The sequence below is a fragment of the Dietzia sp. NPDC055877 genome, assembly GCF_053615975.1.
In genome coordinates this window covers 20,100-45,202 of sequence record NZ_JBSHCV010000018.1, presented here as the reverse complement: position 1 = coordinate 45,202, position 25,103 = coordinate 20,100, and the positions used below count along the sequence as shown (strand labels likewise).

Below are 25,103 nucleotides of genomic sequence, written 5' to 3'. Positions count from 1 at the left end.
CGGGCCCATGAGCGCACGCGAGGTCCACGGCGAGTCCGCCACCTTCTGCGAGGCACCGGCGGACTACGTCGTCGAGACGTACTTCGTCCTCCGGATGGTCATCGCCGGCGGCGCGATCGCCCTCCCGGTCGCACTTCTCGTCTGGGTGGCTGTCGACCCCGACCTGGCGATGAGGGATTCGATCAGCGCCTTCTATTACACGCCGGCGCGCGGCCTTGTCGTGGGAACGCTGGTGGCGATCGGCGTGGCGCTGGTGGCGTACCGCGGGTATACGCGCGGTGAGAACCGGCTGCTCAACGCCGCAGGAACTCTCGCTATTGTCGTGGCCCTGTTTCCGACCGTGAATCCGGCGCTACCAGGGCTGAGTCCGGTGAGCGTCATCCACGCGGTGGCCGCGGTGGCGTTTTTCGTCCTGGCAGCACTGTCGATCGTCTTCTACGGGTCCGAGACCATCAGCTCTCTTCCCGATCCCGGTGTGCAGCAGAGGTACCGCGTGACCTACCGGACGTTGGTGGTCCTGCTTGTCCTTCTCCCGGCCGTCGCCCTGCTCATGGCGTGGTTGTGGGAGTCCACCGCCGCGCTGTTCGTCGTCGAATCGGCGACGCTCTTCGCATTCGCCACCTTCTGGCTGGTCAAGACCTACGAGCTGTCCCGATCCCACACCCGGACGCGGATCGTGTGAGGGGCACGCAGGGGGCACGCAGTCACCGATCCGGGTTGGTGGCCGCGCCGTCGAGCCAGAGCGTGGCGGAGGCGTCCGCGTGCGAGCCACCGGTACCGACGTGTTTCTCGCTGATCTCGGGTCCCTTGGTGATCACGTGGACCAAGGCCATGCCGTGGCCGCGCCCGAGGTCGAAGTCCTCTTTGAGCCAGGCCAGAATCGGGCCGGCCTTCGTCCCCGGACCGAAGCCACGCTCCGATGCCTTGTCCACGAGCTCGCGCGGCGTGAGCCCGGTCTTCTTCTCGATGGTGTCGAGGTACGCCTGGAAGGACATGCGATTCTCCCCGTGAGTGGTGACTGGACCGGCAGTGTGGCGTCGATTATCGCGCAGCCCCGGGGCGACTGACCTCGGTTGGTCGTAACTACTGCGATCTTGGTCGTCACCACTGCGGCGGACACGCGGGATCATCGCAATGGTGACGACCAAGTCCGCAGTGCAGCGCGGGCACTCAGAAATGCGGGCACGGAGAATCGCGGGCGCTGAGAGGACGCCCGCAGCAGACGGAGCAGGCGCCGAGGGCGTGGCCACCGAGAAGAACAGGGCCCGCCGAAAGAACAGGGCCCGCCGAAAAGAACGATGCCCCCGCAGCCCTCGAATAGCGGGCAGCGGGGGCATCCGTGTCAGCAGGGACGGCAATCACGCCCTGCCTGAACGGTCAGTCCGAGAATCAGACCTCGTCGGCCACCGGGGCGCTCGGGAGCTTGGCGGCGTCGCTGCGCAGGCGGAGCGAGACCGCGATCATGATCAGACCGACGATCACGCCGAACCAGCCGGCGAACGGCAGGAAATTCTCGATGGTCGACGGCCCGAACAGCGCCAGGCCGAGTCCCACCACGGCGATCACAACGCCGACCGCACCCATGATCCACGCGTTGGCGACGGCGGTCCGGAGGGTGGAGGCGCCGTAGGCCAGCAGCGCACCGGAGGCGATCAGCCAGATCGCGAAGAGCAGCACCAGCGCGGTTACGGTGATGGACGGCCAGAACAGCACGACCAGGCCGAGCACGATGAAGAGCGCGCCGCCCCCGATGAACAGGCTCGAGGAGCCGCTGTGCCCGCGCAACCCCAGTCCCGTGGTGATGGTCATGGCGCCGTCGGCGATCGCGAACGCCGCCACGAGGAACACGGCGAGCGTGAGGCTCGAGCCGGGGGCGACCAGCGCGGTGATGCCGAGTACGAGCGCCAGGACACCGCGGATCAGCTGGACCCACCAGTTACGGGTGAGGGACGTGATCATTGCTTCCACCTCTCTGTCAGCGGGCTCTCAGCCCGTACGCCTAGTGATCATGCCCGTAATTCGGATCTACGGCAGTCCACTGTGAGGCATTGGACTCTAGTAGGTATCCGCCGGTGTGCGCGGGTGCCGGCAGCGCGCGCCGGTGCCTGCGGGTGACCGCCGACGCCGGTGGGAGCGCAGGGCGAGGCCGCCAGATCAGAGGTTGGCGAAGAAGTCCGCCCAGTAGAAGTCCCAGAAAGCCCACAGGATGATCCCGGCGACGGCCAGGTACCAGATCACGACGGGTACGAGGTGCCAGCTCTGCAGCACCCGCACCCAGCCGGCGCGGGTGAGCTTGCCCAGCACGTGCAGCAGCGTGTACCAGAACATGGGGATGGTGGTGGCCCACACGACCATGCACCACGGGCACAGCACCTGGATCTCGAAGATCGACTGGAACGCCAGCCAGTGCACGAACCCTGCGGCGAACGTCAGGCCGAGCAGTGCGCACACCCAGTACCAGCGCGGGAACCGCACGCCGGACGCGGCGGCCACGCCGATCGCGATCACAATGCCGTAGCCGATCAGCCCGATGAACGGGTTGGGGAACCCGAACGCCGCACCCTGCTCGGAGTTGATGACGCTCCTGCAGCTCATCAGGATGGAGAAGTTGCAGGCCGGCGTGTAGTCCGGGTTCTCCAGCAGCCGGATCTTGTCCAGGCTGAGTTGGAACGACGCGAGCAGCGCGAGGGCGGAGCCGATGGTCAGCAGTACGCCGATCCAGCGGTCGGTGAACAGTCGCGAGCCCACGTCGCCCCGGTCGGCCGGCGCCTCGTCGGTGGCGCTGGGGGCGATGGTCACCGGGCCGGCCGGCTCGTCGGCGGGGTCGACGTGCTCGGCGTCTGTGGTCTCGCGCATAGGCACAGGGTACCGGCGCGCCGCCGCCTCTAGACTGAGAGATCGTGCGTCGGTCTCGGCGCACCGTTTCTCACCCGGAGGCAGAACACGCGTGACCACCACCGCCACCGCCACGAACATCCCCGCCGCGGGCGCTCCCGCAGCCCTCGCCGGTCTGGCGGGTGCTGTTCTCGCGAACCCGGCGCTGGCCGACCTGCGTGAGGGGCTGGGCCGGGACGCTGCGGTGGTGCGCTCGCCGGAGTCGCTGCGGCCGTTCCTGGTGACGGCGTTGGCGCAGCAGGCGCCGCTGCTGGTGGTCACCGCCACCGAGCGCGAGTGTGAGGAGCTGGCCGACGAGCTGGCGGGGATTTATGACGACGACGAGGTGGCCCAGTTCCCGAGCTGGGAGACCCTGCCCCATGAACGTCTCTCGCCTGCGGCTGACACGATCGGTCGCCGCCTGCGGGTGCTCAGTGCCGTGATGTCCGGTCACGCGCCGCGGATCGTGGTGGCGGCGGCGCGATCGGTGGTGCAGCCCATCTCTCCGGGGGCGGCCCGCCGGAAGCCGGTCCGGTTGGTCAAGGGGGCGGATCTCGACCCGACGGACCTGCTGGTGGAGTTGACGGAGTTCGCGTACGTGCGCGAGGACATGGTGGCCCGTCGGGGGGATGTGGCGGTGCGCGGCGGCATCGTGGACGTGTTCCCCACGACGGCGGACCATCCGCTGCGCATCGAGTTCGAAGGCGACACGATCGCCGAGATCCGCGAGTTCTCGGTGGCCGACCAACGCTCGCTGCCGGAGGGCGAGAAGGACTCGGCCACGCTCTACCCGTGCCGCGAGCTGCTGCTGGACGAGGGCGTGCGCGCCCGGGCCCGCGAGCTGGCCACCGAGCACGACGCCAATCCGACGCTGGTCGAGCTGCTCGATTCACTGGCCGAGGGCATCCCGCGCGACGGTATGGAGGCGCTGACCTCGGTGTTGGTGCCGGGCGAGATGGCCACGCTGCCGATGCTCATGGCCGAGGGCACCCGGGTCGTGGTGTGCGACCCGGACAAGGTCCGCCGTCGCGCCGGTGACCTGGCGGCCGCCGGCCGGGAGTTCCTCGAGGCCTCGTGGACCGCGGCCACCATGGGTGGCGACGCCCCCGTGGACAGCGAGACCCTGGACCTGTCCGGCTCCGGGTACCGCACGTTCTCGGCGATCCGCGAGGAGGCGCAGGCGGCCGGCGTGCCGTGGTGGCAGCTCGTGCCGAGCGGATTCCTCACCGAGGCCGAGGACGGCCTGACCATCACCATCGAGGCGGGTGACCCGCCCTCACCGCGTGGCAAGGACTCCGAGATGGAGGCCATGTTCACCCGGCTGCGCGCGCTCGTCGGCAGCGGGGGCCGGGCGGCGGTCGTGGTCCCGGGCCACGGCACCGTCGCCCGCGTCAAGGAGCGCCTGGCCGAGGCGGAGGTCCCGGCCACCGCGGCCGAGGCCGGCGCCGAGCCCGCCGCCGGATTGGTGACGATCTACGAGGCGGTCCTGCACGCCGGCTTCGCGCTCACCGGAGGTGAGGGTGCTGCGGGTGGTGACGGTCTCGTCGTCGTCTCCGAAACGGACCTCACCGGCAACCGGCTCGGCGCCACCACACGCCCCAAGGCGCGACACTCCAAGCGCCGCAACCAGGTCGACCCTCTCGCGCTCAAGGCCGGGGACCTGGTGGTCCACGACCAGCACGGCATCGGCCGGTTCGTGGAGATGGTCGAGCGGCAGGTGCGCGGCGGTGACGGCTCGTCGCGGCGCGAGTACCTGGTGATCGAGTACGCGCCCGGCAAACGAGGCGCCGCCGGGGACCGTTTGTACGTGCCCATGGAGTCCCTCGGCCAGCTCAGCCGCTACGTCGGCGGTGAGGCTCCGACGCTGTCCAAGATGGGTGGCGCGGACTGGCAGAACACCAAGCGCAAGGCCCGCAAGGCCGTCCGCGAGATCGCCACCGAGCTCGTCCAGCTCTACGCCAAGCGGCAGTCCGCGCCCGGGCGCGCGTTCGGGCCGGACACCCCGTGGCAGCGGGAGATGGAGGACGCGTTCCCGTTCACCGAGACCATCGATCAGCTCAGTGCGATCGAGGAGGTCAAGGGGGACATGCAGAAGCCCGCGCCGATGGATCGCGTGGTGGTGGGCGATGTGGGCTACGGCAAGACCGAGGTCGCGGTGCGGGCGGCGTTCAAGGCCGTGCAGGACGGCACCCAGGTTGCCGTGTTGGTGCCCACGACGCTGCTCGCGCAGCAGCACCTGGCCACGTTCACCGAGCGCATGACCGGCTTCCCCGTGACCATCCGCGGACTGAGCCGGTTCACCTCCGATGCCGAGGCCAAGGAGGTCCTCGCGGGGCTGGCCGACGGGACGGTCGACGTGGTGATCGGTACACACCGCCTGCTCGCGACGGGTGTGCGGTGGAAGAACCTCGGCCTGGTGATCGTGGACGAGGAGCAGCGCTTCGGCGTGGAGCACAAGGAGCACATCACCTCCCTGCGCACCCACGTGGACGTACTGACCATGTCCGCCACGCCGATCCCGCGAACGCTGGAGATGTCGCTCGCGGGGATCCGCGAAATGAGCCAGATCCTCACCCCGCCCGAGGAACGCCTGCCCGTGCTGACGTACGTGGGCGCGTACTCGGACAAGCACGTCGCGGCCGCGATCCGCCGTGAGCTCCTGCGCGAGGGGCAGGTGTTCTACGTGCACAACCGCGTGCGGACCATCGACTCCACGGCCGCCCGGATCCGGGACCTCGTGCCCGAGGCGCGCGTGGTGGTTGCGCACGGGCAGATGGGGGAGGAGCAGCTCGAGCAGACAGTCGGCGGCTTCTGGAACCGCGAGTACGACGTGCTGGTGTGTACGACCATCGTCGAGACCGGCCTGGACATCTCCAACGCCAACACCCTGATCGTCGACCGCTCGGATCAGCTGGGGCTGTCTCAGATGCACCAGCTGCGCGGGCGTGTGGGCCGGTCGCGCGAGCGCGGCTACGCCTACTTCCTCTACGACCCGGAGAAGACGCTCACCGAGACCGCCTACGACCGGCTGGCCACGATCGCCCAGAACAACGATCTCGGCGCCGGCATGGCCGTGGCCATGAAGGACCTCGAACTGCGCGGGGCCGGCAACGTGCTGGGCGCCGAGCAGTCCGGGCACATCGCGGGCGTCGGCTTTGACCTCTACATCCGTCTGGTCGGCGAGGCGGTGGAGGCGTACCGCGCGATCGCGGACGGCGAGAAGGTCGAGGTGGAGGAGGAGCTCGGCGAGATCCGCATCGAGCTGCCCGTCGACGCGTTCATCCCGCCCGAGTATGTGGACGGCGACCGGCTGCGGCTCGAGGCGTACCGCAAGCTCTCGCAGGCGCGCGAGCCGGCTGACATCGACGCGGTGGTCGAGGAGCTCGTCGACCGATACGGTCCGCTGCCCGTCGAGGCACGTCGGGTGGTGTCCGTGGCGCGATTGCGGCTGGTGGCGCAGAAGTACCGCGTGCGCGAGATCGTCCTGGCCGGCTCGCGACTGCGCGTGGGGCCCCTGGACCTGCTCGACTCGCAGCAGATGCGGCTCAAGCGCATGTATCCGGCCGCGCAGTACCGGGCCACGCAGAAGTCCGTGCTGCTGCCGCTGCCCAAGGCCGCGGGCGCCCGTGCCGGAGCGGGCGGCGAGAAGGCCCGCGACGACGAGATGCTGCAGTACGCCGCCGATTTCCTCACCGCCATGGCCGGCGACCCGGAGGGCTCCAACCCGGTGCTCCAGCCGGAGACCGCGCCGATGGCGACGTCGGCCGGGGCGTCGGGGACTGCGGCGTTGGGGCCCGGTGCGTCGCGGCCCGGTGCGCGATGAGCCACGAGCCCGCCGACCATCGAGAAGAGGGTTTCGCACAGAATCACTCGGCCGATGTGGTCGAAACACTCTTCTCGACGGCGGGGGACCGCAACGAGGGGCACGACCGGCTGGCCGAGGCCGTGGCCCTCATGACCCGGATCCGTCGCGACGGGGAGTGGGAGTCGTCCCAGACGCATGCCTCGCTGCTGCCGTACCTCATCGAGGAGTCCTGGGAGCTGGTCGACGCGGTGGCCGACGGCGATCGCGACGAGCTGATCTCCGAGCTCGGCGACCTGCTGCTGCAGGTGCTGTTCCACGCCGCGATCGGCGCGGAGCGGACCGAGGGTGCGTTCGACGTTCAGGACGTGGCCGGAGCACTGCTCGACAAGCTTCGTCGTCGGGCGCCCTACTGGTTCACCGACGCGGACGGTGACGGTACGTACCAGTCGGACAGCCTCGACTCCGCCGAACAGGACCGGCTGTGGCAGGAGGCCAAACAGGCGGAGAAGCGCGCTGCCGAGCGCGCCGGCCGCCCGCCCCGCTCGGTGGTGGACGGCATCTCGTGGGACCAGCCCGCGCTCGCACTGGGACAGAAGGTGCTGGGCCGCGCCCGCTCGGCCGGCCTCCCCGACGACCTGATACCGGAGGCCATGCGGATCGTCCGCGTGGACCCGGTGGGCGTCTTCCACGAATCGGGCTCAGCCGAAGTCTCCTACCGGCAGGTCGTCCGCGCCTTCGCCGACCGGGTTCGCGCCGCCGAATCCGCGCTCCGCGTGCCTGCCGCCCAGGCCACTCCGGCCGACTGGCGCGCCGCCTGGCCCGCCTGACAAGCCCTGCCTGACGCACTCGCCTGAAGCACTCGCCTGACGGGCTCGCTTGAAGCGCGGCCGCGCGCGTGACCTGCCATTGCACGCATGCCTGCCTGCGGGGCGCGCGTTGTGGAATCGGCCAAGACGACCTCGGCGCGGGCGAGGTCGCCCCACTAGCGAATTCGTCAAAAAAGTCTGTGCGCTGCAGTCCAGATGTCGCGAGCGGCGCGGGGCCGGGAAGCCGCGTTTGTAGATTCCGACAAAGCGGTCTGACCAGTACGGTTCTCAGTTTCTCCCCAGGTTTCACTATGCTCTGATCGTTCGTACAACAAATTAAGAGGGAAAGGGGCAGATGGGTTTGCTCAGCACAACTGCATTGAGCGCTACGGCTGTCGTTCTTCTCCTGCTGTTGTTCTATGGCGGGACGATGTTCATGTCGATGCGGATCGCGCGTCGTGACGAGAACGCGGACAGTTACATGACGGCTGGCCACAAGATCGGCTTCGGCATCTCGGCCGCGTCGATGACCGCGACCTGGATCTGGGCGTCATCCATGTACGCCTCGGTCAACTCGGGCTACCTCTACGGAGTGTCCGGTCCGATTCACTACGGGCTCTGGGGTGCCCTGATGATCCTGTTCATCTACCCCTTCGGTCGGCGGATCCGGAAGGTCGCGCCGCAGGCACACACGCTCGCAGAGGTCATGTTCGCCCGCCACGGCCGGTCCTCCCAGCTCATGCTGGCCGGATCCAACATCCTCGGTTCCGTCATCTCGTTGACGTCGAACTTCATCGCCGGTGGCGCGCTGATCTCCATGCTCAGCCCGTTCAGCTTCATCCAGGGCGTCATCGTGATCGCCGGTGGCGTGCTGCTGTACACGCTGTGGTCGGGTTTCCGCGCCTCGGTGCTGACGGACTTCGCGCAGGTGCTGGCGATGCTGGGTGCGGTGGTCATCATCGTGCCGTCGATCTTCTTCTTCCTGGGCGGAGTCGAGTTGTTCTCTTCCGGCGCCCAGAACCTGACGCCGCAGCAGCAGTCGTTCTTCTCCTCTGACGCGTTCCTCAACCAGGGCGCGCCCTACATCGCCGCCGTCCTGGCGTACGCGATCGGTAACCAGACGATCGCGCAGCGCCTGTTCGCGGTGCGCGAGGATCTCATCAAGCCGACGTTCATCACGGCGACGATCGGCTACGGCGCCACGATCATCGGCATCGGCATGGTCGGCGTGCTCGCGCTGTACGCGGGCATCTCGCCGGCTGATGGCGACCCGAACAACCTGTTGCCGCAGGTGGCGGCCGAGTACCTGCCGGGCCTGCTGGTCGCGGTGTTCTTCATCATGATCATCGGTTCGCTCTCGTCGACCGCGGACTCGGATCTGGCGGCCATGTCGTCGATCGCGATGACGGACGTCTACGGCCAGAGCATGCGCAGCCGGGGCCGGACCCCGAACCCGCGCACGATGCTCACGATCGGCCGCGTCACGATGATCCTGGCGACGGTCGCCGCGCTGGTGTTCGCCAACATCCGGTTCAACATCCTGGACCTGTTGGTCTTCGTCGGTGCGCTCTGGGGCGCGTTGGTGTTCCCGGTGATCGCGAGCTTCTACTGGAAGAAGGTCACCAACTCGGCGTTCACGGTGTCCGTGCTGGTGGCGCTGGCGGTCTTCCTGCCCACGCGCTTCGGGCTCATCCCGGACACGGGCGTGGCGCCCTGGATCATCGAGGCGCTGGCCGTCGTCGGTGTCGGCGTGGTGTTGGGCCTGATGGTGTTCGGTTTCTTCGGCACACGCGCCGCGCTCATCATCGGCGGAATCGCCGCGGTGGTCAGTGCGCCGTTCGTGTTCGGCTTCCTGCGCGACTACGACACGCTGACGGCGTCGCTCGTGGCGTACGCGGTGAGCACGATCGTCTGTTTCGCGATGTCGGTGCGCAGTTCGATGGAGTTCGACTTCGCCAAGATCGCCCGTCGCACCGCCGACTACGACACCGAGGAGGTGGCCGAAGCCCTTGAGGAGGAGGCCGAGGAGCACTCCGAGGCGGTGTCGGCCGGGCGCGATGCGCGCCGGTCGGATGATGACGACGACGACAAAATCCACGTCTAAAGGAAAGGAAGGCGGACTACTCATGTCACCGATTCTGCTGACGATCTATGTACTCATCTGGCCCGTGATCGTGGCCGGCACGCTCGCCGTGATCGTGCGGGGCTTCGTCAAGGAGGCTCTCGAGGCGAAGGAAGAGGGCGTTCCGATCATCTAGGACGGGCACCGGCGTCTCGCTGCTGACAGGCGGACGGGCGGATCTCCGGCAGGGGCCGGGCCGAGCGACCACGGGGTTGCGCGGTCCGGCCCTTGTTTTCTGACACCTGGGGCTCCGGTTCCCCTCGTATTGTCGGCACAGTTGCGAAGAATGTTGGCACCAGCGCGGCGACACCCCCGGCTCGATCGCAGTGGTGTCGACAAACTTCGGCCGGTCGGCCGGCCGGCTGGTCAGCCCGGGCCGCGTGTCAGGCCGGGCGGCGGATCATGACCGTCGACGCCTGACCGGGCAGGGTGGGCACCCGGCCGACGGCCTCGAACCCGAAGCGCTCGTAGAGGCGGCGGCTGCCCGGGGAGGTTGCCTCGAGCGCCGCCAGAGTCGTTGCGGAGGCGTCGATCGCGGCGAGGCGGTGCGTGAGCAGGGCCGACCCGACGCCTTTGCCACGCGCCTGCGGGCCGGCGGCGATGTCGTGCAGGTACCAGTGCGGCTCAAGCGGCCGGTACACCTCCACCGCGAGGGTGTGGGCGAGGCCGCGGGCCCCCGGCAGCCGGCTCACGATGCGCTGAACGACCCGCGATGCCGAGCGCAGGAGGGCAGTCGGACGCGAATCGGAGCGGGGTGCCTCCCACAGCAGGGCACCGACGATCTGATGCCCGTCCACGGCAACGTCGGCGAGCTCGGGGTGGCGGCGCACCCGGTGACGATAGTGCGCCTCTAGTTTCCCCGGCCGGGTGGCGGGGTCGGAGTAGGACATCGCCCACGCGGGGTCGTCGCGGAACGCCTCGGCGAGGAGCTTCGCGACGTTCTGCGCGTCTGCTGAGGTCGCGGGGCGGATGGTCACCATGCGGTTCAGGTTATTCGTTCGGGCCCGGCGGAGTCGAGGAAGGGTCGCGGCTCGGGCAGGATCCTTCGCAGGATGTCGGCCACGGTCAGCACCCCGACGAACGTCCGGTCCTCGGTCACCACCATGAGTTGCTCGCTGCGCTCCCGCGCTGTCGCCAGCGCCTCGTACACGGGCGTCGCCCGGTCCAGACACATCGCGGTGCGGGCCAGTGGTCGGGCGGGGGCGTCGTCGGGTTCGAGCAGCGTGTCGCGCACATGCACCACCTCCGGATCGCGGCGCCGACCGCCGTCGGGCCCCGGCTCCTCGAAGATCAGGATCCGCATGTGGTCGGTGCGTGCGGCGGCGTCCTGCACCTGTGCCACGGTGGCGTCGGCGGCCACCGCGGTCGGCGCCCGCCCGGAGTCCACAAGGCCGCCGACGGTGAGGTGCTCCAGTTCGAGGGCGCCGGCCAGCGGGGAGCGGATGGACGCCTCCAGCGCGCCGACCGCCGCCGAGTGCTCGACGAGTTGCCGGATGGTGTCGGCGTCCTGCCCGCCCACGGCCGCGCGGTCCACCGGCTCGACCCCGCTGGCGGACACGAGCCTGTTGGCCATGCGGTTGATCCACAGCAGCAGCGGCCGGAACACCCAGGTGAACGCCCGCGCCGGCACGCCGACCAGCCGGGCGGCCCGCTCGGGATCGGCGATCACCCACGACTTGGGAGCCATCTCGCCCACGACGAGGTGCAGGAACGTCACCAGCAATAGCGACAGCACGAACGATGCACCGCCGGCCACCCCGCCGGGAATCCCGAGCGAGCCGAGCGCGGGCCCGAGCCAGGCGTCCACGGCGGGTTTGGTCACGGCGCCGAGCGCGAACGTGCAGACGGTGATCCCGAGTTGCGCCCCGGCGAGCATCACGGTGAGCTCGTCGATGCCGCGGATCGCCGCCCGAGCCGACGCGCTGCGCGGGGCGTCGACCTCCAGCCGGTGGCGGCGTGCGCCGAGGAGGGAGAACTCGGTGATCACGAAGAACGCGCTCGCCGCGATCAGGCCGAGAGTGATGATGACGACGACAACGGGACTGCTCATCACAGACCGCCGATGTCGTCGTTGTCGTCGTCGACTTCCACCAGGCTGACCAGTACCTCGGCGGGGACGCGGTGTTCGACCCTGGCCACCGTGATCTCGACGGCGTACCGGCGCGGATCGGAGGCGACGAACTCGCGCGGTTCGACCGGCAGCCCGACGGTGATCGTCTCGCCCTCATCAGGGAGCTCGCGGTGAGCGGCGATGGTCAGGCCGGCGATGGTCTCGAAGTCGCCGTGCGGGAGTTGGTGGCCGAGGGCGCGCTCGACCTCGTCGATGTGGACCCCGCCGTCGATGCGCCAGCGGTTCTCGCCGTCGGCCACGATGACGTTGTCGAACCGCTCGTCGTGCTCGTCGGTGAGCTCGCCGATCACCTCCTCGGCCATGTCCTCGATGGTCAACACGCCGGCGAATCCGCCGAACTCGTCGACCACCGCGGCCAGCTGCGTGCGTTCGCCGGTGAGCTTGGCGAGCGCGTCGGGCAGCGGCATGAGTGCGGGCAGCACGACCGGAGGGCGCATGAGGTCGGCGACGGTCGCGTCCGGGTCGGCGCCGTGGTGCAGGAGGTCGGACAGTTGGATCACGCCGAGCGGCTCGTCGTCGGCGACCACCGGGTAGCGGGAGTGGCCCCGGGCCATGAGTTCGCGGACCTCCGCCATGGTGAGTTGCGGTGGGACGGTGCTGGTCTGGGCGCGGGGGATCATGGCGTGCTCGACGGTGCGGTCAGGAAAATCGAGGATCCGGTCGATGAGCATCGAGAGCTGCACGGGCAGTTCGCCGCTCGCTCGGGAGTCGGCGACGATGCGCTCCAGATCGGCCGCCGTGGCCGAGGAGTCCAGATCCTCCGCGGGCTCGACCTTGACCAGCCGGAGCAGGCCGGCAGAGGCGCGGTCGAACACGATGATCAGCCAGCCGAACACCGCCAGATAGATGCGGGTCGAGCGGGCCAGTGCGCGGGCGAGCGGCTCGGGGGCGGCGATCGCGAGGTTCTTGGGGTACAGCTCGCCGAAGATCATCTGCACGATCGTGGACGCCGCCAGGGCGAGCACGGTGCCGACGCTGACGCTCACCGCCGCGGGCACGCCCGCCACGCCGAGGAGTTCACCCAGCGATTCGCCGACCAGTGGCTCGGCCACGAAACCCACGAGCAGGCCGGTCACCGTGATGCCCAGCTGCGCGCCGGAGAGCATGAAGGACGTGCGTTCGGTGACCTTGAGTACGCGCCCCGCCGTGGCGTCGCCGGCCTCGGCCTGCGCGGCCAGGCGGTTGCGGTCGACGGACATGTACGAGAATTCCTGCGCCACGAAGTAGCCGTTGGCCGCGATGATCACCAGGATCGTCACGATCCCCAGCAGGAGAACCAGAATCGTCGTGAGCATGGTGTGGCCGAGGGTACGTGTCCGACCGGCCCGGGCTCACCGGTTCAGGTCACGGCGCCCAGCACGACGAGGCCCGCGGCCCCGCAGGCGGCCGCCACCAGGAGTGAGGCGAGGGTGCCGATGATGAAGCGCTCACTCACCGCCGGGTTCTCCCGGATCTCGGGGTAGCGGCCCAGGGCCTTGATCGCCACCACCACGGCGGCCAGCTCGAACCGGCCCGCGAGGATCGCGGCGGTCAGGCCCACGCGTTCGAGGATCCCGATCCACATCCCGCCGCGCAGCACCTCGCGGACCCCGCCGTCCGGGGGCGCGCTCTCGCGTCGGCTCACCACGGGGCTGCGCTTGTCTCCGCTGATCTCGACCGTGGGTGGCTCGGGCACGCGCGCCGAGCGCAGGACGAGCGAGGCGATGGGCGAGCCGATCGCCGCCGAGACGACCAGCGTCGACAGCACCACCACGGCCACGGCGAGCCAGTCCGGCCAGGCGCTCATCGGTCGGCTCCTGTTCCCGTCGTGGGATCGGATCCGACGCTAGCGCGGCCGCTGCCGCAGGGGCCGGTCCCGGTCGCGGCGGCGTGGGCGCCCGCCAGGAGTCGGTCGAGCGCCGGGTAGGCGGCCCGCTCCTGTCGGATGTGTGCCAGGCGTAGGGCCCCGGCGACGGAGGTCGGCGTGATGCCCAACTCCTCGGCGGCCGCGGCCTGGGTGGGGGAGCGGTCGACCGCGTCCACGGCGCGCCACTGCGCCTCGGTCCGCTCGAGCACGAGCCTTGCGACGAGCGTCCACACGGCTTCGCAGTCGGCGGCCCAGGCGGTCGCCTCCGCGCCGGCGTCGTCCGGAACGCGCACCGCGACGGAGCCGGTCATCGACTTGGCCGCTTCCACCGCTTCACGTGCTGCCAGGTAGGCGGGCCCCCGGCCGGCTCGGGTGCCGGTGGCGAACGAGTCGTCGTCGACCTCTCCCGCCCCGACCCCGCAGTGCCAGTCGCCGTCACGCAGTGTCGTGAGTAGCGCGGCGCGGACGGCGGCCGGCTCGTCGAGCAGCCCCTGGACCTCGTCGCCGGCGGTGCGCTCGAACGCGGCGACGCATGGCACCTCCGCCTCCGCGAGCGCCTCGAGGAGCCGCGGCACGCGGTCCTTGCTGGTGCGGCTGTGTCGCTGGTCGATCGTCAGCACGTACATGCGGTGATCGTGCCACACACTGCTGACATGAGGTGGAATAGCCACATAGTCATAAATGTGCCGAAAGTGCCTCATCTCGCGAACTGAGGTCCGAGGGTCCTGTGGGCGGGTGTGTGCGCGGGCACCGGGCGGATGGGTGATGCGCGAAGGGGTCGGCGTCCGCCCGTCCCGAGTTTCAGTCGGTCTTCGGGCGCCCGATGTCCGCCTTGGCCTTGCCGAACGTCTCACGCTCCTCGCGGGCGTAGACCCTCCGGCCCCAGTCCTCGAGGCGCGCGCGACCGAACGGCGTGCGGTAGCGCAGCGTGTTGAGCCCGGCTATGTAGAAGTGGGCCCACGGCGGACGGACGGGCAAGCCGAACTCGCGCATCGACTCGCGCCCGAGAAACACGGTGAGCATGCTGAGCAGCCGCTCGTAGGCGAACCACGCCTGGACGCGGGGGAGCGGTCCCGCCCGGTGGCGGTCGCGATGCGCCTGCACCAGTGCCTGCGTGAGCTGTGGGCCGGCCTCGCTGAGGTCGGCCTGCGCCTGAAGGATGTGGTAGTTGATGCGGTGCCGCTCGCGCTCGCGCTCGACCAGCATGTCGTCGTCCACGCCGAGCAGCCAGCCGACATAGCGCCACACGTGCATGATGTCGGCGGACTCCTGCCTGCTGACCGGCACGCCGAGCACGCGCACGCCGAGGAGTACCACGGCGTCGAAGAGGCCAAGAGTCGAAGCCAGGTCCGTCTGGTTGATGGGCAGGCCCCACTGATCGACGTCCCATCGCGACTCCATGGAGTCATTGACGACCGCGTGCATGGCCCGGACGTGGCCCGTGAGCCGCCAGGCCTCGCCGTGCGGGTCCAGTCCGCCGGGCAGCGAGAGCTTCATGGCCCAGTGCTGTGTCTCGGCGAGGCGGCGCAGGGTGGTGCCGCCGGTCAGGCCGCCGGTGGCCACCAGCAGGTCGGATGGGCCGCCGAAGCGGTAGCCGCCGATGAGCGACAGCTGCAGCAGCACGTCGGCCGCGTTCTGTCCGAACCGCAGGTAGGCCTTTTGGCCGCGGGCGATCCGGTCCCAGTCGACCCAGTCCGGGGTGGCTTCGAGCGTCTCGAGGTATTCGACGAGGACCGGCGCCACGTCGTCGCGCTCACGCAGACCCGCGGACCCGATCTCGAGGGCCTCGCTGAGCTGCCGGTGGGTCACCGAGCCCGGCTCACCCTTGCGCTTGCGCATGGCCTTGGCCAGGCGACTGCCGAGTTGGTCCTTCTCAGTGAAGCCACGGCCGAGTCGGTCCATCAACTCCTCGTCGAGATCCTCGACCTTGGCCACACGCTTCAGCGTGCGCCCCATTCGCTCAGACCGCTCCTCTGCGGCGCGGTGACGGCCCGGAAACATGGTGGTGGTCATGGAGGTAACTATGACGCGAGTTTTTACTCGCATACAATTCGCGTTCATGAGAAGGGTGCCCCAGCAGGCGCGATCCCGCGCGATGGTCGAGCGGATCGTGGAGGCGGCTCGCGTCGTGCTCGTGCGCGACGGCTACGAATCGTTCACCACCAACCGCGTCGCGGACGAGGCCGAGGTCAGCCCCGGCTCGCTGTACCAGTATTTCCCGGACAAGTCCGCGCTGGTCACCGTGGTGATGGACCGCTGGTCGGCCGAGATCTCCGACCGGGTCGCGGCGTCGCTGGCAGCCTCCGGTCCCGTGGATGTCAAGGATCCCGGCACCGTCCGGGCGATCGCCGACGCGCTGCTCACCGCGATCGAGGCCGACGCCGGACTGCTGCGGATCGTGTGGGAGGAGCTGCCGGCCGTGCGTCACCGGGCCGCGCAGCACGCGCTCGAGCAGCGGGTCCGCGAACTGCTGGCGGTGTACCTCGCCGCCGCGGGCGCGACCTCGGTCGACCCGGCTGCCCGCGCGTGGGTGATCGTCATGGCCGTGGAGAACGTGGCCGTGCGCTGGGTGCTGGACCAGCCGCCGATCAGTCGGGACGCCCTGCTCGACGAGTTCAGCGCGCTGGCCGGCGGGTTCGGGGCGCGGTCGCGCTGAGTTCCCGGCCGCGAATGGGCGGTGCGGTGAGGCGACAGGACGGTGAGGCCGAGATCACGCCCGGCCCGCCGGGGATCCGGGAAGACCCCGAGGCACGGCCGGACCGGGCTCGGGCAGACTGGCCTGCGATGTCCACTCGATTCACTCGCGCTCACCGCGCCACCACAGCGACTGCGGGACTGCTGGTGCTGGCGGTGTTGTCGTCGTCGTGCTCCTACGGCCCCACACGCGAGGCGCCCACGCCCATCCCGCCAGGGATCCCGCCCGGCGCCGGCGCGCCCGTGCCGGCCGTGGACATCCACGCGCCCGGCCGCACCTCCGACCAGCTGCGGCCGTGGGCCGAGGGCATCAACATGCAGATGAACATCCCGCTCGCCGCGCTCGCCGCCTACGGCAACGCCGCCGAGACCATGCGCCAGACCCGGCCCGAGTGCAACCTCGCCTGGACGACGCTGGCGGGGATCGGGCATGTGGAGACCCGTCACGGTCGGTACCGGGGGGCGTCCCTGAACGACGACGGCTACGCGCTCCCGCCGATCATCGGCATCAAGCTCGACGGCTCCCCGGGATTCGCCGAGATCGCCGACACCGACGGTGGCGAGTGGGACGGCGACACCGAACACGACCGCGCCGTGGGCCCGATGCAGTTCATCCCCGAGTCGTGGCGCAAGTACGGGCGCGACGCCAACGGAGACGGGCGGGCCGACCCCAACCAGATCGACGACGCCGCGATCGCCGCCGCCCGCCTGCTGTGCGAGAACGGGGGCGACCTCTCGGTGGCCGAGAACTGGCAGCGGGCGATCCTGGCCTACAACGCCTCGCAGGAGTACGTCATGCAGGTGCGGGACGCGGCCGCGGCGTATTCGGTGGGGACCACAGCGCCGTAACCCTCAGGCTCCCGGGGCGCGCCCGCCTACGATGGCTCTCATGCTGCGCACCAGCTGGTACGTCCCGGTCGAACCCCCCGACGAGTGCGGGCACCTGCTGTTGTGCGCGTGGACGGCCGCCCCCGTCGGGCGTCACCTGCTGGTCCCCGACGCGTGCTGCGACCTGCTGTGGTTGTCGTCGGGGCGACTGCTGTTCTGCGGCCCGGAGACCACGGCGTGGTCGTTCGAACTGCCGCCGGGAACCACCGCGGTCGGCATCCGCTTCCGCCCGGGCGTTCCGGCTGCCCTGTTCGGACTCGATCTGTCGCGCTACCGCGAGGTGCGCGTGGAGGCCGCGGAGATTCTCGGCGAGGAGACCGCGGCGGGCTGGTCCGGGCGGATCGCCGCCGCGGGCGACCTCGGCTCGAGGCGAAACGCGCTGTGCGGCCTCGTGTCTGACCGGTACGCCGCAGAGCGCCCCGATCCGTTCGCCGAGGCGATTCTCGCCCGACTGGCCGCTGCGCCCCACGACGACGTCACCGAGTTGGCGGCGGCCCTGTCCACCCACCCCCGGACCCTGCACCGGCGATGCCTGCGCCTGTTCGGCTACGCACCGTCCACCCTGGCGCGCCTGCTCCGGCTGCAGCGGTTCCTCGCGCTGGCGGCCACAGAGGAACGGCCGACGCTCGCCGGGCTGGCGGCGGACTCGGGCTACGTCGACCAGGCCCACCTCGGCCGCGAGTGCCGCCGGATCTCGGGGAGGGCCCCGGCCGCGCTGCTGTCCGAGTACTTCTCGACGTTTCCGGACATGTCCGATCCGTACAAGAGCGGACGGCGGTTCGGTGCTTCGATGAGGCCATGAACGACACAACCAGTGAGCGCTACCGACGCCTCTCCCGCCAGTTCTCCGAGATGCTCGACGATGTCCCTGATGACGCGTGGTCCGCGCCCACGCCGTGCGCGGGCTGGGACGTGCGGGATGTGCTGCGGCACGTCGTGGACACGAACCGCGACTTCCTGGGCCGCCACGTCGAGCTCGATCCCGCGACCGGCGATCTGCGTGCCGACTGGGAGTCCGTGCGCACGCTCACCCAGGAGGTCCTGGACGACGGGCGTGGCGAGACGCAGTTCGAGGGCTACTTCGGGCCGACCACCATCGCCGAGGTGATCGACCGCTTCTACGGCACGGACCTCCTCGTGCACCGCTGGGATATCGCCCGCGCCGCCGGCACGCCCGAGCACGAGAGGTTGGACGACGCCGATGCCGCCCACTATCTGGAGGTCGCGCGCTCCAACGGCGACGCGCTGCGGATGGACGGTGTCTGCGGTCCGGAGGTCCCCGCCCCGGCCGACGCCACCACCGGTGAGCGACTCATCGCCTTTCTCGGCCGGCAGCCCCGCTGAGCGCCTGAGAGCCTGAACGCCGGTCCCGGCCGCCCGGGTGACCTCGCCGATCCGCCAACTCCGATCATCCACAGTGGGCGCTGTGGCACGCCCGGTATGGCGCCGCGAGATTAGGTCACACTAACCTACTGGGGCGGCGACGCCCGGTCGCCGACACCACCGGCGGCGGGAGCTGACACACATGGCGGTACCCACAGTGACGCGCGAGGCGACGGCGCACGACACCGCGCCCGCGCCCGCCACGGCGAACGGGCTCCTGTGGCGTGCGATCTCCCGGCGCTGGCGCCTCGTGGTCCCCGGCCTGCTCCTCATGACCCTGTGGCAGCTGTCCGAGGCACTGGTGCCGATCGCGATCGGCTGGATCGTCGACGCCGCGATCATCCCGCTCGACCGCCAGGCGATGCTGTGGTCGGTGGTGGGGCTCGTCGTGCTGTTCACGGTGCTCAGCTTCAGCTACCGCTTCGGCGCGCGGATGAGCAACCGGGCGCTGAACGAGGAGGCCCACGACCTGCGCGTCGAGGCCACGCGCGTCCCGCTGGCCCGGCGCCGCGCGATGGAGGGGGCGAGCTCGGGCGGGGTGCTGTCGGTGTGTTCGGCCGACGCCGACGTGGCCGCGCTGATCTTCCGGCAGGTCGCGCTGGGCGGGTCGGCGGTGATCAGCATCGTGGCGATCTCGGTCTACCTGCTGTGGACAGACGTGATCGTGGGGTTGATCGTGCTGGTCGGGGTGCCGCTGAGCCTGGTGCTGGTCGCGCTGCCGAGCCGGGCGATCTCGCGCCACAGTACCGCGCAGCAGGCCGCGATCGGCGAGGCGAGCAGCCGCGCGACCGACATCATGACCGGCCTGCGTGTCCTCAAGGCCGGCGGCGGTGAGCGCTGGGCGGCCGAGCAGTACCGCGTGGCCTCGCAGGGCGCGGCCGAGGCCGGCATCGTCACCGCGGAGCGGTCGGGGCGGGTCGCGGGGATCGGGTCGCTCGGTATGGCCGCGGTGCTGGTGATGGTCCTGGTGGCCGCCGGGTACCGCGTCGTGGCCGGCGAGATGGAGATCGGCACGCTTGTCTCGGTGGTGGGCGTGGCGGTGTTCTTCGAGGAGCCGGTGCGGATGATCACCATGATGGTCAGTGTGTTCGCACGCTCCCACGGCGCCGCGCAGCGCCTTGTGGACCTGCGGGGGTCGGCGCCGGTCGACGAGTCGGGTACCGAAGTTCCCGAGGGATCCCGCCTGGAACTGCGTGACCTCCCGCTGCCCGACGGCCGCGCTCTGGATCTGGAGGTGGCGCGCGGCGAGGTGGTGGCGCTGGTGGCCGAGCAGCCGGCCGCCGCCGACGCGGTGACCCTGGCGATCGCGGGCCACGGTGACCACACCGACGCGGTCCTGGTCGGCGGGCACCGCCGCAGCGCCCTGGTGCCGGAGCTGGCGGGCCACCTGGTGGTGGCCCCGCACCGCGTTGATCTGTTCGTGGGGACGATCCGGTCCAACATCGCCCTGCGGCATGGGGAGGTCGGGGCCGACGACGGGGTAGAGGTCGACGACGACGTCGTGCACGCGTCGGCGGTCGCCGAGATCGTGGAGCATCTGCCGGACGGGCTGGACCACGTCGTACAGGAGGGTGGGCGCAATCTGTCGGGTGGTCAGCGGCAGCGGATCGCGCTGGCCCGGGCCCTGCACGCGGACCCGGACGTGCTGGTGCTGCACGAGCCGACCAGTGCGGTGGATGCCGTGACCGAGTGGGAGATCGCGCAGGCGGTGCGGGAGATGCGGACACGCCGGTCGGGGCAGGCCACGTTGATCGTGTCGTCGTCGCCCCCTCTCCTCGCGACGGCCGACAGGGTGGTTCACCTGCCCGCCCACGGTGAGCCGCGATCGGGCACCCACGCCGGGCTGCGCGCCAGCTCGAAAACCTACCGGACGGCGGTCGATCGATGACCACTACATCTGTACAGCAGGCCCCGGCCACCACCGAGGCGCTGCCCCTGGCCAGCGCGCGCGAATCATTGGCCGTGCTCTGGCCGCTGCTGCGGGAGCGCCGCGGTTTCCTGCTGCTCGTGGGCCTGGCCGGGCTGGTCGGCTCGGTCGCAGGTTTGGTGGCGCCGTGGGTGATCGGCTGGCTGGTCGACGTCCTTCCCGACGCCGGGGACGGCGCCGTGGTGCTGGTGGGCTCCGGGGCGATCGCGGCGGCCGGCGTCGTTGGCGCGCTGTGTACGTGGGCCGGACAGACCTGGCTCGCGCGGCTGACCGAGCCGACGGTGGCCCGGCTGCGCGAGATGGTGATGGACCGGTCGCTGCGACTCGGGGCGGCGCAGATGGAGCGCACCGAGACCGGCGACCTGGTCTCCCGCGTGGCGGAGGACGCGCGCGAGATCAGCCAGGCCGCCACCACGGTGATCCCGCTGGTGGTGCAGTCGCTGTTCACGGTGGTGGTCTCCGGCGTGGGGCTTGTCGCCGTGGACTGGCGGCTCGGGCTGGTGGGGTTGGTGGCGCTGCCCATGTACTGGACGACGCTGCGCTGGTACCTGCCGCGATCCGGTCCGATCTACGCGGAGGAGCGGGCCGCGTTCGGCACGCGGGCCAGCCGTCTCCTCGGCGGGATCTCCGGCTCGCGGACCCTGCACGCCTACGACGCTCAGGACTCCGAGCTCGAGCGGATCACCGATGCCTCGGGTCTGGCCCGGGACCTGTCGATTAGGGTGTTCTACTTCGTCACCCGGGCCTTCAGCCGGAACAACCGCGCCGAGGCGACGGTGCTGGCGTTGCTACTGGTCGTGGGGTTCTTCCTCGTGGATGCGGGCATGATCACCGCCGGCGCCGTGACCACCGCCGCGCTGCTGTTCCACCGGCTGTTCAACCCGATCGGTGCGCTGGTGGGGATGGCCGATCAGGTCCAGTCCGCCGGTGCCTCGCTGGTGCGGATGGTCGGCGTGATCACCATGCCCGTGCCCGAGCGGACCGCCGTTCCGAAGCCCGGCCCGCTCCAACTGTCCGGCGTCTCGCACTCCTACGGCGGGGACATCCCCGCGCTGGTGGACATCGACTTCTCGCTCGCACCCGGCGAGGTGGTGGCCGTGGTCGGCTCCACCGGCGCCGGCAAGAGCACGCTCGCTCTGGTCGCCGCGGGGTCGGTGGTGCCGTCCCGCGGCGCCGTCAGCCTGGGCGGGGTGCCGATCTCCGATGTCGACCCGGTCGCGCTGCGCGAGCACATCACGATGGTCTCGCAGGAGGTGCACACCTTTGCCACGACCGTGGCCGAGAACGTGCGGGCGCCCCGCCCCGAGGCCGGCGACGACGACGTGCGCGCTGCCCTCCGGACCGTGGGTGCCGACTGGGTGGACGACCTGCCCGACGGGATCGACACGGTGGTCGGCGAGGGCGGGCACCCACTCGATCCGATGCAGGCCCAGATGATCGCCCTGGCCCGCGTGGAGCTGGCCGACCCGGACGTGGTGATCCTCGATGAGGCCACCGCCGAGGCCGGTTCCGCCGGGGCTCGCCGGCTAGACACCGCGGCCGCCGCCGTGCTGAAGGGGCGCGCCGGGCTGGTGGTGGCGCACCGGCTGAGCCAGGCGGCCGCCGCCGACCGCGTCCTGGTGATGGAGCGCGGGCGGATCGTGGAGGCCGGTACGCACGAGGAGCTCCTGCGGGCCGGTGGCAGGTACGCGGAGCTCGGCCGCGCGTGGTTCGGGGGCTGAGGCGAATAGGCGGTGGCCGCGCCGGATCGCGGGTGGGTGAGGAGCGACAACGACAAGACCCCGCCGCCCTCGCAACGTGGTCGGGTGTCATGATTTGCGCATGACGGCTGAGTCCCCGCGCACCGCGAACGACATTGCGACAGCGTTCATGGTGTTGTCGGAGTTCCTGGGAACCGCCAATCTGACGACCCAGTTGGCGCAGGCCGAGTCGGAGCTTGTGCGGACCACGGCCGATGATGCCGGCGCAGTCGCCGCCCAACACGGGTTCACCCAGGAGTTGCTGGACGCCACCCTTCTGGTCCGGTCGAAAGTCGGACGTCTCAACGACGTCGTCCACGCGACGACCATCGCCCTGGCGCTGCCGCACATCCTCGAGCCCGACGAACGGGTTGTGAACCGGCCCTCCCTGGGTGCCGGCAACGACCCCACCAGGCCGTACGACCTGGAGACCGATCGGCGCATCGCCGAGTTCAAGGTCGCCCAGTGGAAAGGTGCCGACACGATGCGCAAGCGAGGCGTCGTCGCAGACCTGGTTCATCTGTCTCTGGATGACTCCGGCCGCCGGGCGCAGCTCTACATCGTTGGCGAGCTGCCCAATCGGTTCCTGGTCAGTTCCACTTCCACAGTCGCCTGGATGCTCGGCCGCTCATCAGTACGGCTTCGCCAGCGGTTCGCCGATAAGTACGGAGAGGATTCGACGATGTCCGTTGCGGAGTTCCGCGCCGGGCCCGCTGCCCACATCGACATCATCGATCTGCGAGGCCTGGTGCCTGGGCTGGAGTAGGGCCCACGGTCAGGTCGCAAGGTTGTGGCTTGAACGGAGCTTCCCCTAGTCGAGACCCTCTGGCAGCCGTGCGGCCGGTATCCAGTCGATACCAAACACCCGGGCCACCTCGGAGAAGGTGGAGGCGTCCGCGTCGGTGCTGGTTGCGGAGGCGATGAGACGGGACAGCATGACCGTCCCCGCTCGTTCTTCGATCGTGCCAGCCGCCGCGAGTAGCGTTATGTGACTATCTTAGAACTGTTGGGTGCTTGCAGATCTGCGTACCCGGCAGGAGCGGTGCCCGCACAGTCGTAGCACCGGGCACGATGGCGACCATGTACCTCATCGGGACCGGGCCGAGTGAGTTGCACGCTCACATCGACCTCGACCGTCGCCTGCAAAACCTCGGACTCCTCGACGGGGCCGAGGCGTCCGTGGTGTCGGCCGCCCAGGAGGACGGGCACTGGTCAGTCGTAGCTGAGATCCGACCCGACACGGAGGGGGAGGGGCAATGACGCCAGCTGAGGCGAGGTCACTGGGGCGGGCCATCCGCACCGTTCGTCTGGAAGCCGGGCTGACGCAGCTCAGGCTGGCGCTCGCCGTCGGCGTAAGCGGGAGCCACATGAGCATTTGTGAACGGGGCCAGGTCCCCGCCGCCCGAGGCCGTCCGGCTCACCCTCCGACAATGAACCGCGAGCAGTTCGCAGCCATCGCCGATGCTCTGGGTTGCACCGCTGCGTACATCGCCGACCGCGCAGCCCTGTCGGCCACCACCCGAGTGAGTCTCGGCCTTCAACCGCTCGGCCCCTCGCGCACTCTCGTTGCGGGTGTCGCATACGACCTCACCGACGCCGAAGCAGACAGGGCCGCCGACTTCATCTCCGGCCTCATCGCCGCCCGCGACCTGCACTGACAACCGGTGTCGGAGGGGCCGGATACGGTGCCGGCGTGGACGAGCTGGTGGACCGAATCCGACAAGCGGCCGACCAGGCAGGCGAAACGCACTTCCTCGAGCTGATGCGCTGGCACCGCGTAGTCGCTGGCCTCCCAGAACCCGACTGGGGAGCCCGCGGCGTCTACCGACTCGCAGTCACCGAGCTAGGCGAAGATAGGGCCGCCGAGCTACTGCACGACCTGCGACGACTGGCACGCAACCCCCGCCGCTACCGCAACGGCGCCGACGGCAAACCCCGCTACCGGATCGGCGCCTCCACTGGACAGCGCTTGCGTCGGCCGTAGGTACCGAGCGCGGCAGGAGCAAGGGAGCTGAGGCACAAATTGCTCGCGAACGGGCGAGAGATAACACCTCCGGGCTAGTGCGCAGCTTCGATCAGGCTCGGATCGTGGCGATTCAACGTGCGCACGTTGTTGACCGCTCGGGACACCGGACGGGTCCGCAGTGTCGCCGCGACTGTTCGGGACTCGATATCAAGCAGGTCAAGCAAGTCGGAGGCCTGATCCTTGGCGATCTTCTCCGGGGTCAGCCAGGTGTCCCAGGCGGCTGGGGTCAGGAAGACCGGCATCCGGTCGTGGACCTCGCCCGCGGCATCTTCACCGGTGCGGGTGATGATCGTGAACGTCGTCTGCCACTCTTCGTCGCCGGTGTCTCGGTGGAAGGCGAGCAGTCCAGCTGCGAGCAGTAGTTCGTCGCCTGGGGAGTGGACGTAGCTGGGATTCTTGACCTTCTTACCGTCTTCGAGGGCCTCTTGCCACTCGTAGTAGCCAGTCATTAAAACTGCGATTCGGGCGGAAGCGAACGCCGAGCGGAACATGCCGTTGGTTGCCACGCCCTCGAGACGAGCATTGATCGGCCGTGGGCCCTTTTCCTTGGCCCAAGACGGGCGCAAGCCCCATGTCGGTAGGAACGCCTCACGCACCCGCTGATCGTCGATCAGGCGATCCCGGATAACTGGTGCCCGCGTACGGGGAGCCACCGAATAGGTCTGCGACCACTCGAAATCGGGATCGGCCCCATCGAGATCGAGTTCCCCAACTAGAGCCGAGCCGGAAATGGCTACCGAGTACCGACCACACATGCCGAGACAGTAACAGTGGAGCCTCTAGATTGCTCGTGACCAGCAGATATGACGGAATGCAACATTATCGGCACTCGACCGAGGTGAGTCGTTTGAGCCCGTGGGGG

Annotated in this window: 25 protein-coding genes; 14 read left to right on the top strand and 11 right to left on the bottom strand. The window is 69.9% G+C overall.

The features are described from left to right. The first annotated feature begins 7 nt into the window (after positions 1-7). The gene (locus tag ACWGLC_RS15030) at positions 8-682 is read left to right on the top strand and encodes a hypothetical protein (protein ID WP_452100638.1); all 675 of its coding nucleotides are present in this window, start codon (positions 8-10) and stop codon (positions 680-682) included. A 22-nt stretch (positions 683-704) separates the two neighbouring features. Here the strand turns inward: ACWGLC_RS15030 and ACWGLC_RS15025 are convergent, their stop codons facing one another. The 3 genes from ACWGLC_RS15025 to ACWGLC_RS15015 form a co-directional block, all read right to left on the bottom strand. Beyond that, positions 705-995 carry a DUF4287 domain-containing protein gene (locus ACWGLC_RS15025; protein ID WP_452100636.1) on the bottom strand — a complete coding sequence of 97 codons (291 nt, stop codon included), beginning with the start codon at positions 993-995 and terminating at the stop codon, positions 705-707. A 394-nt stretch (positions 996-1,389) separates the two neighbouring features. Continuing rightward, entirely contained in the window at positions 1,390-1,959 is a 570-nt protein-coding gene (locus ACWGLC_RS15020) for an HdeD family acid-resistance protein (RefSeq protein ID WP_452100635.1), read from the bottom strand. Between the two features lie 195 nt (positions 1,960-2,154). Further along, positions 2,155-2,856 carry a vitamin K epoxide reductase family protein gene (locus tag ACWGLC_RS15015; RefSeq protein ID WP_452100634.1) on the bottom strand — a complete coding sequence of 234 codons (702 nt, stop codon included), beginning with the start codon at positions 2,854-2,856 and terminating at the stop codon, positions 2,155-2,157. 91 nt (positions 2,857-2,947) lie between these two features. Between ACWGLC_RS15015 and mfd the strand changes: the two genes are divergently transcribed. The 4 genes from mfd (at position 2,948) to ACWGLC_RS14995 (ending at position 9,743) form a co-directional block, all read left to right on the top strand. Beyond that, positions 2,948-6,697 (top strand): transcription-repair coupling factor, encoded by a 3,750-nt coding sequence (gene mfd / locus ACWGLC_RS15010; RefSeq protein ID WP_452100632.1) that lies wholly within the window; start codon positions 2,948-2,950, stop codon positions 6,695-6,697. Beyond that, entirely contained in the window at positions 6,694-7,506 is an 813-nt protein-coding gene (locus tag ACWGLC_RS15005; RefSeq protein ID WP_452100631.1) for a MazG nucleotide pyrophosphohydrolase domain-containing protein, read from the top strand. Before mfd ends, ACWGLC_RS15005 begins: the two co-directional genes overlap by 4 nt. A gap of 334 nt (positions 7,507-7,840) precedes the next feature. Next, entirely contained in the window at positions 7,841-9,589 is a 1,749-nt protein-coding gene (locus ACWGLC_RS15000) for a sodium:solute symporter family protein (RefSeq protein WP_452100630.1), read from the top strand. 22 nt (positions 9,590-9,611) lie between these two features. Continuing rightward, positions 9,612-9,743 carry a putative transporter small subunit gene (locus tag ACWGLC_RS14995; protein WP_264887430.1) on the top strand — a complete coding sequence of 44 codons (132 nt, stop codon included), beginning with the start codon at positions 9,612-9,614 and terminating at the stop codon, positions 9,741-9,743. A 247-nt stretch (positions 9,744-9,990) separates the two neighbouring features. Here ACWGLC_RS14995 and ACWGLC_RS14990 read toward each other — a convergent pair whose 3' ends face one another. From ACWGLC_RS14990 to ACWGLC_RS14965, 6 genes are all read right to left on the bottom strand, one after another. Further along, positions 9,991-10,587 carry an N-acetyltransferase family protein gene (locus ACWGLC_RS14990; RefSeq protein WP_452100629.1) on the bottom strand — a complete coding sequence of 199 codons (597 nt, stop codon included), beginning with the start codon at positions 10,585-10,587 and terminating at the stop codon, positions 9,991-9,993. A gap of 5 nt (positions 10,588-10,592) precedes the next feature. Next, on the bottom strand, positions 10,593-11,657 hold the full coding sequence (locus ACWGLC_RS14985; RefSeq protein WP_452100628.1) for a CNNM domain-containing protein: 1,065 nt from the start codon (positions 11,655-11,657) through the stop codon (positions 10,593-10,595). After that, positions 11,657-13,033, bottom strand: coding sequence for a hemolysin family protein (locus ACWGLC_RS14980; protein WP_452100627.1), 1,377 nt, complete (start codon positions 13,031-13,033; stop codon positions 11,657-11,659). The genes ACWGLC_RS14985 and ACWGLC_RS14980 overlap by 1 nt, the downstream gene beginning before the upstream one ends. Positions 13,034-13,077: 44 nt before the next feature. After that, positions 13,078-13,524 carry a hypothetical protein gene (locus tag ACWGLC_RS14975; RefSeq protein ID WP_452100626.1) on the bottom strand — a complete coding sequence of 149 codons (447 nt, stop codon included), beginning with the start codon at positions 13,522-13,524 and terminating at the stop codon, positions 13,078-13,080. Beyond that, positions 13,521-14,210 carry a hypothetical protein gene (locus ACWGLC_RS14970; RefSeq protein WP_452100624.1) on the bottom strand — a complete coding sequence of 230 codons (690 nt, stop codon included), beginning with the start codon at positions 14,208-14,210 and terminating at the stop codon, positions 13,521-13,523. The genes ACWGLC_RS14975 and ACWGLC_RS14970 overlap by 4 nt, the downstream gene beginning before the upstream one ends. Before the next feature lie 175 nt (positions 14,211-14,385). Beyond that, positions 14,386-15,597 (bottom strand): oxygenase MpaB family protein, encoded by a 1,212-nt coding sequence (locus ACWGLC_RS14965; protein WP_452100623.1) that lies wholly within the window; start codon positions 15,595-15,597, stop codon positions 14,386-14,388. Between the two features lie 46 nt (positions 15,598-15,643). Here ACWGLC_RS14965 and ACWGLC_RS14960 point away from each other — a divergent pair, with 46 nt between their 5' ends. The 7 genes from ACWGLC_RS14960 (at position 15,644) to ACWGLC_RS14930 (ending at position 22,981) form a co-directional block, all read left to right on the top strand. Next, entirely contained in the window at positions 15,644-16,240 is a 597-nt protein-coding gene (locus ACWGLC_RS14960) for a TetR/AcrR family transcriptional regulator (protein WP_452100622.1), read from the top strand. 128 nt (positions 16,241-16,368) lie between these two features. Beyond that, positions 16,369-17,127, top strand: a complete 759-nt coding sequence (locus ACWGLC_RS14955; RefSeq protein WP_452100621.1) for a lytic transglycosylase domain-containing protein — start codon at positions 16,369-16,371, stop codon at positions 17,125-17,127. A gap of 40 nt (positions 17,128-17,167) precedes the next feature. Continuing rightward, the gene (locus ACWGLC_RS14950; RefSeq protein ID WP_452100620.1) at positions 17,168-17,968 is read left to right on the top strand and encodes a helix-turn-helix domain-containing protein; all 801 of its coding nucleotides are present in this window, start codon (positions 17,168-17,170) and stop codon (positions 17,966-17,968) included. After that, a complete protein-coding gene (locus tag ACWGLC_RS14945) occupies positions 17,965-18,510 on the top strand; it encodes a TIGR03086 family metal-binding protein (RefSeq protein WP_452100618.1) in 546 nt (181 codons plus the stop codon). The genes ACWGLC_RS14950 and ACWGLC_RS14945 overlap by 4 nt, the downstream gene beginning before the upstream one ends. Before the next feature lie 181 nt (positions 18,511-18,691). Next, positions 18,692-20,437 (top strand): ABC transporter ATP-binding protein, encoded by a 1,746-nt coding sequence (locus ACWGLC_RS14940; RefSeq protein ID WP_452100617.1) that lies wholly within the window; start codon positions 18,692-18,694, stop codon positions 20,435-20,437. Then, positions 20,434-22,197, top strand: coding sequence for an ABC transporter ATP-binding protein (locus tag ACWGLC_RS14935; protein ID WP_452100616.1), 1,764 nt, complete (start codon positions 20,434-20,436; stop codon positions 22,195-22,197). The genes ACWGLC_RS14940 and ACWGLC_RS14935 overlap by 4 nt, the downstream gene beginning before the upstream one ends. A 100-nt stretch (positions 22,198-22,297) precedes the next feature. Further along, positions 22,298-22,981, top strand: coding sequence for a hypothetical protein (locus tag ACWGLC_RS14930; RefSeq protein ID WP_452100615.1), 684 nt, complete (start codon positions 22,298-22,300; stop codon positions 22,979-22,981). Positions 22,982-23,026: 45 nt separating this feature from the next. Here the strand turns inward: ACWGLC_RS14930 and ACWGLC_RS14925 are convergent, their stop codons facing one another. Further along, positions 23,027-23,152, bottom strand: coding sequence for a hypothetical protein (locus ACWGLC_RS14925; protein ID WP_452100614.1), 126 nt, complete (start codon positions 23,150-23,152; stop codon positions 23,027-23,029). 134 nt (positions 23,153-23,286) lie between these two features. Here ACWGLC_RS14925 and ACWGLC_RS14920 point away from each other — a divergent pair, with 134 nt between their 5' ends. Together ACWGLC_RS14920 and ACWGLC_RS14915 are read left to right on the top strand one after the other, a co-directional pair. Next, positions 23,287-23,475, top strand: a complete 189-nt coding sequence (locus tag ACWGLC_RS14920; RefSeq protein WP_017838548.1) for a hypothetical protein — start codon at positions 23,287-23,289, stop codon at positions 23,473-23,475. After that, positions 23,472-23,873 carry a helix-turn-helix domain-containing protein gene (locus ACWGLC_RS14915; RefSeq protein ID WP_182653047.1) on the top strand — a complete coding sequence of 134 codons (402 nt, stop codon included), beginning with the start codon at positions 23,472-23,474 and terminating at the stop codon, positions 23,871-23,873. Before ACWGLC_RS14920 ends, ACWGLC_RS14915 begins: the two co-directional genes overlap by 4 nt. A gap of 400 nt (positions 23,874-24,273) precedes the next feature. On the opposite strand, the gene ACWGLC_RS14910 is transcribed toward ACWGLC_RS14915, so the two are convergent. Continuing rightward, positions 24,274-24,996 (bottom strand): SOS response-associated peptidase, encoded by a 723-nt coding sequence (locus ACWGLC_RS14910; protein WP_182653049.1) that lies wholly within the window; start codon positions 24,994-24,996, stop codon positions 24,274-24,276. Positions 24,997-25,103 lie beyond the last annotated feature (107 nt).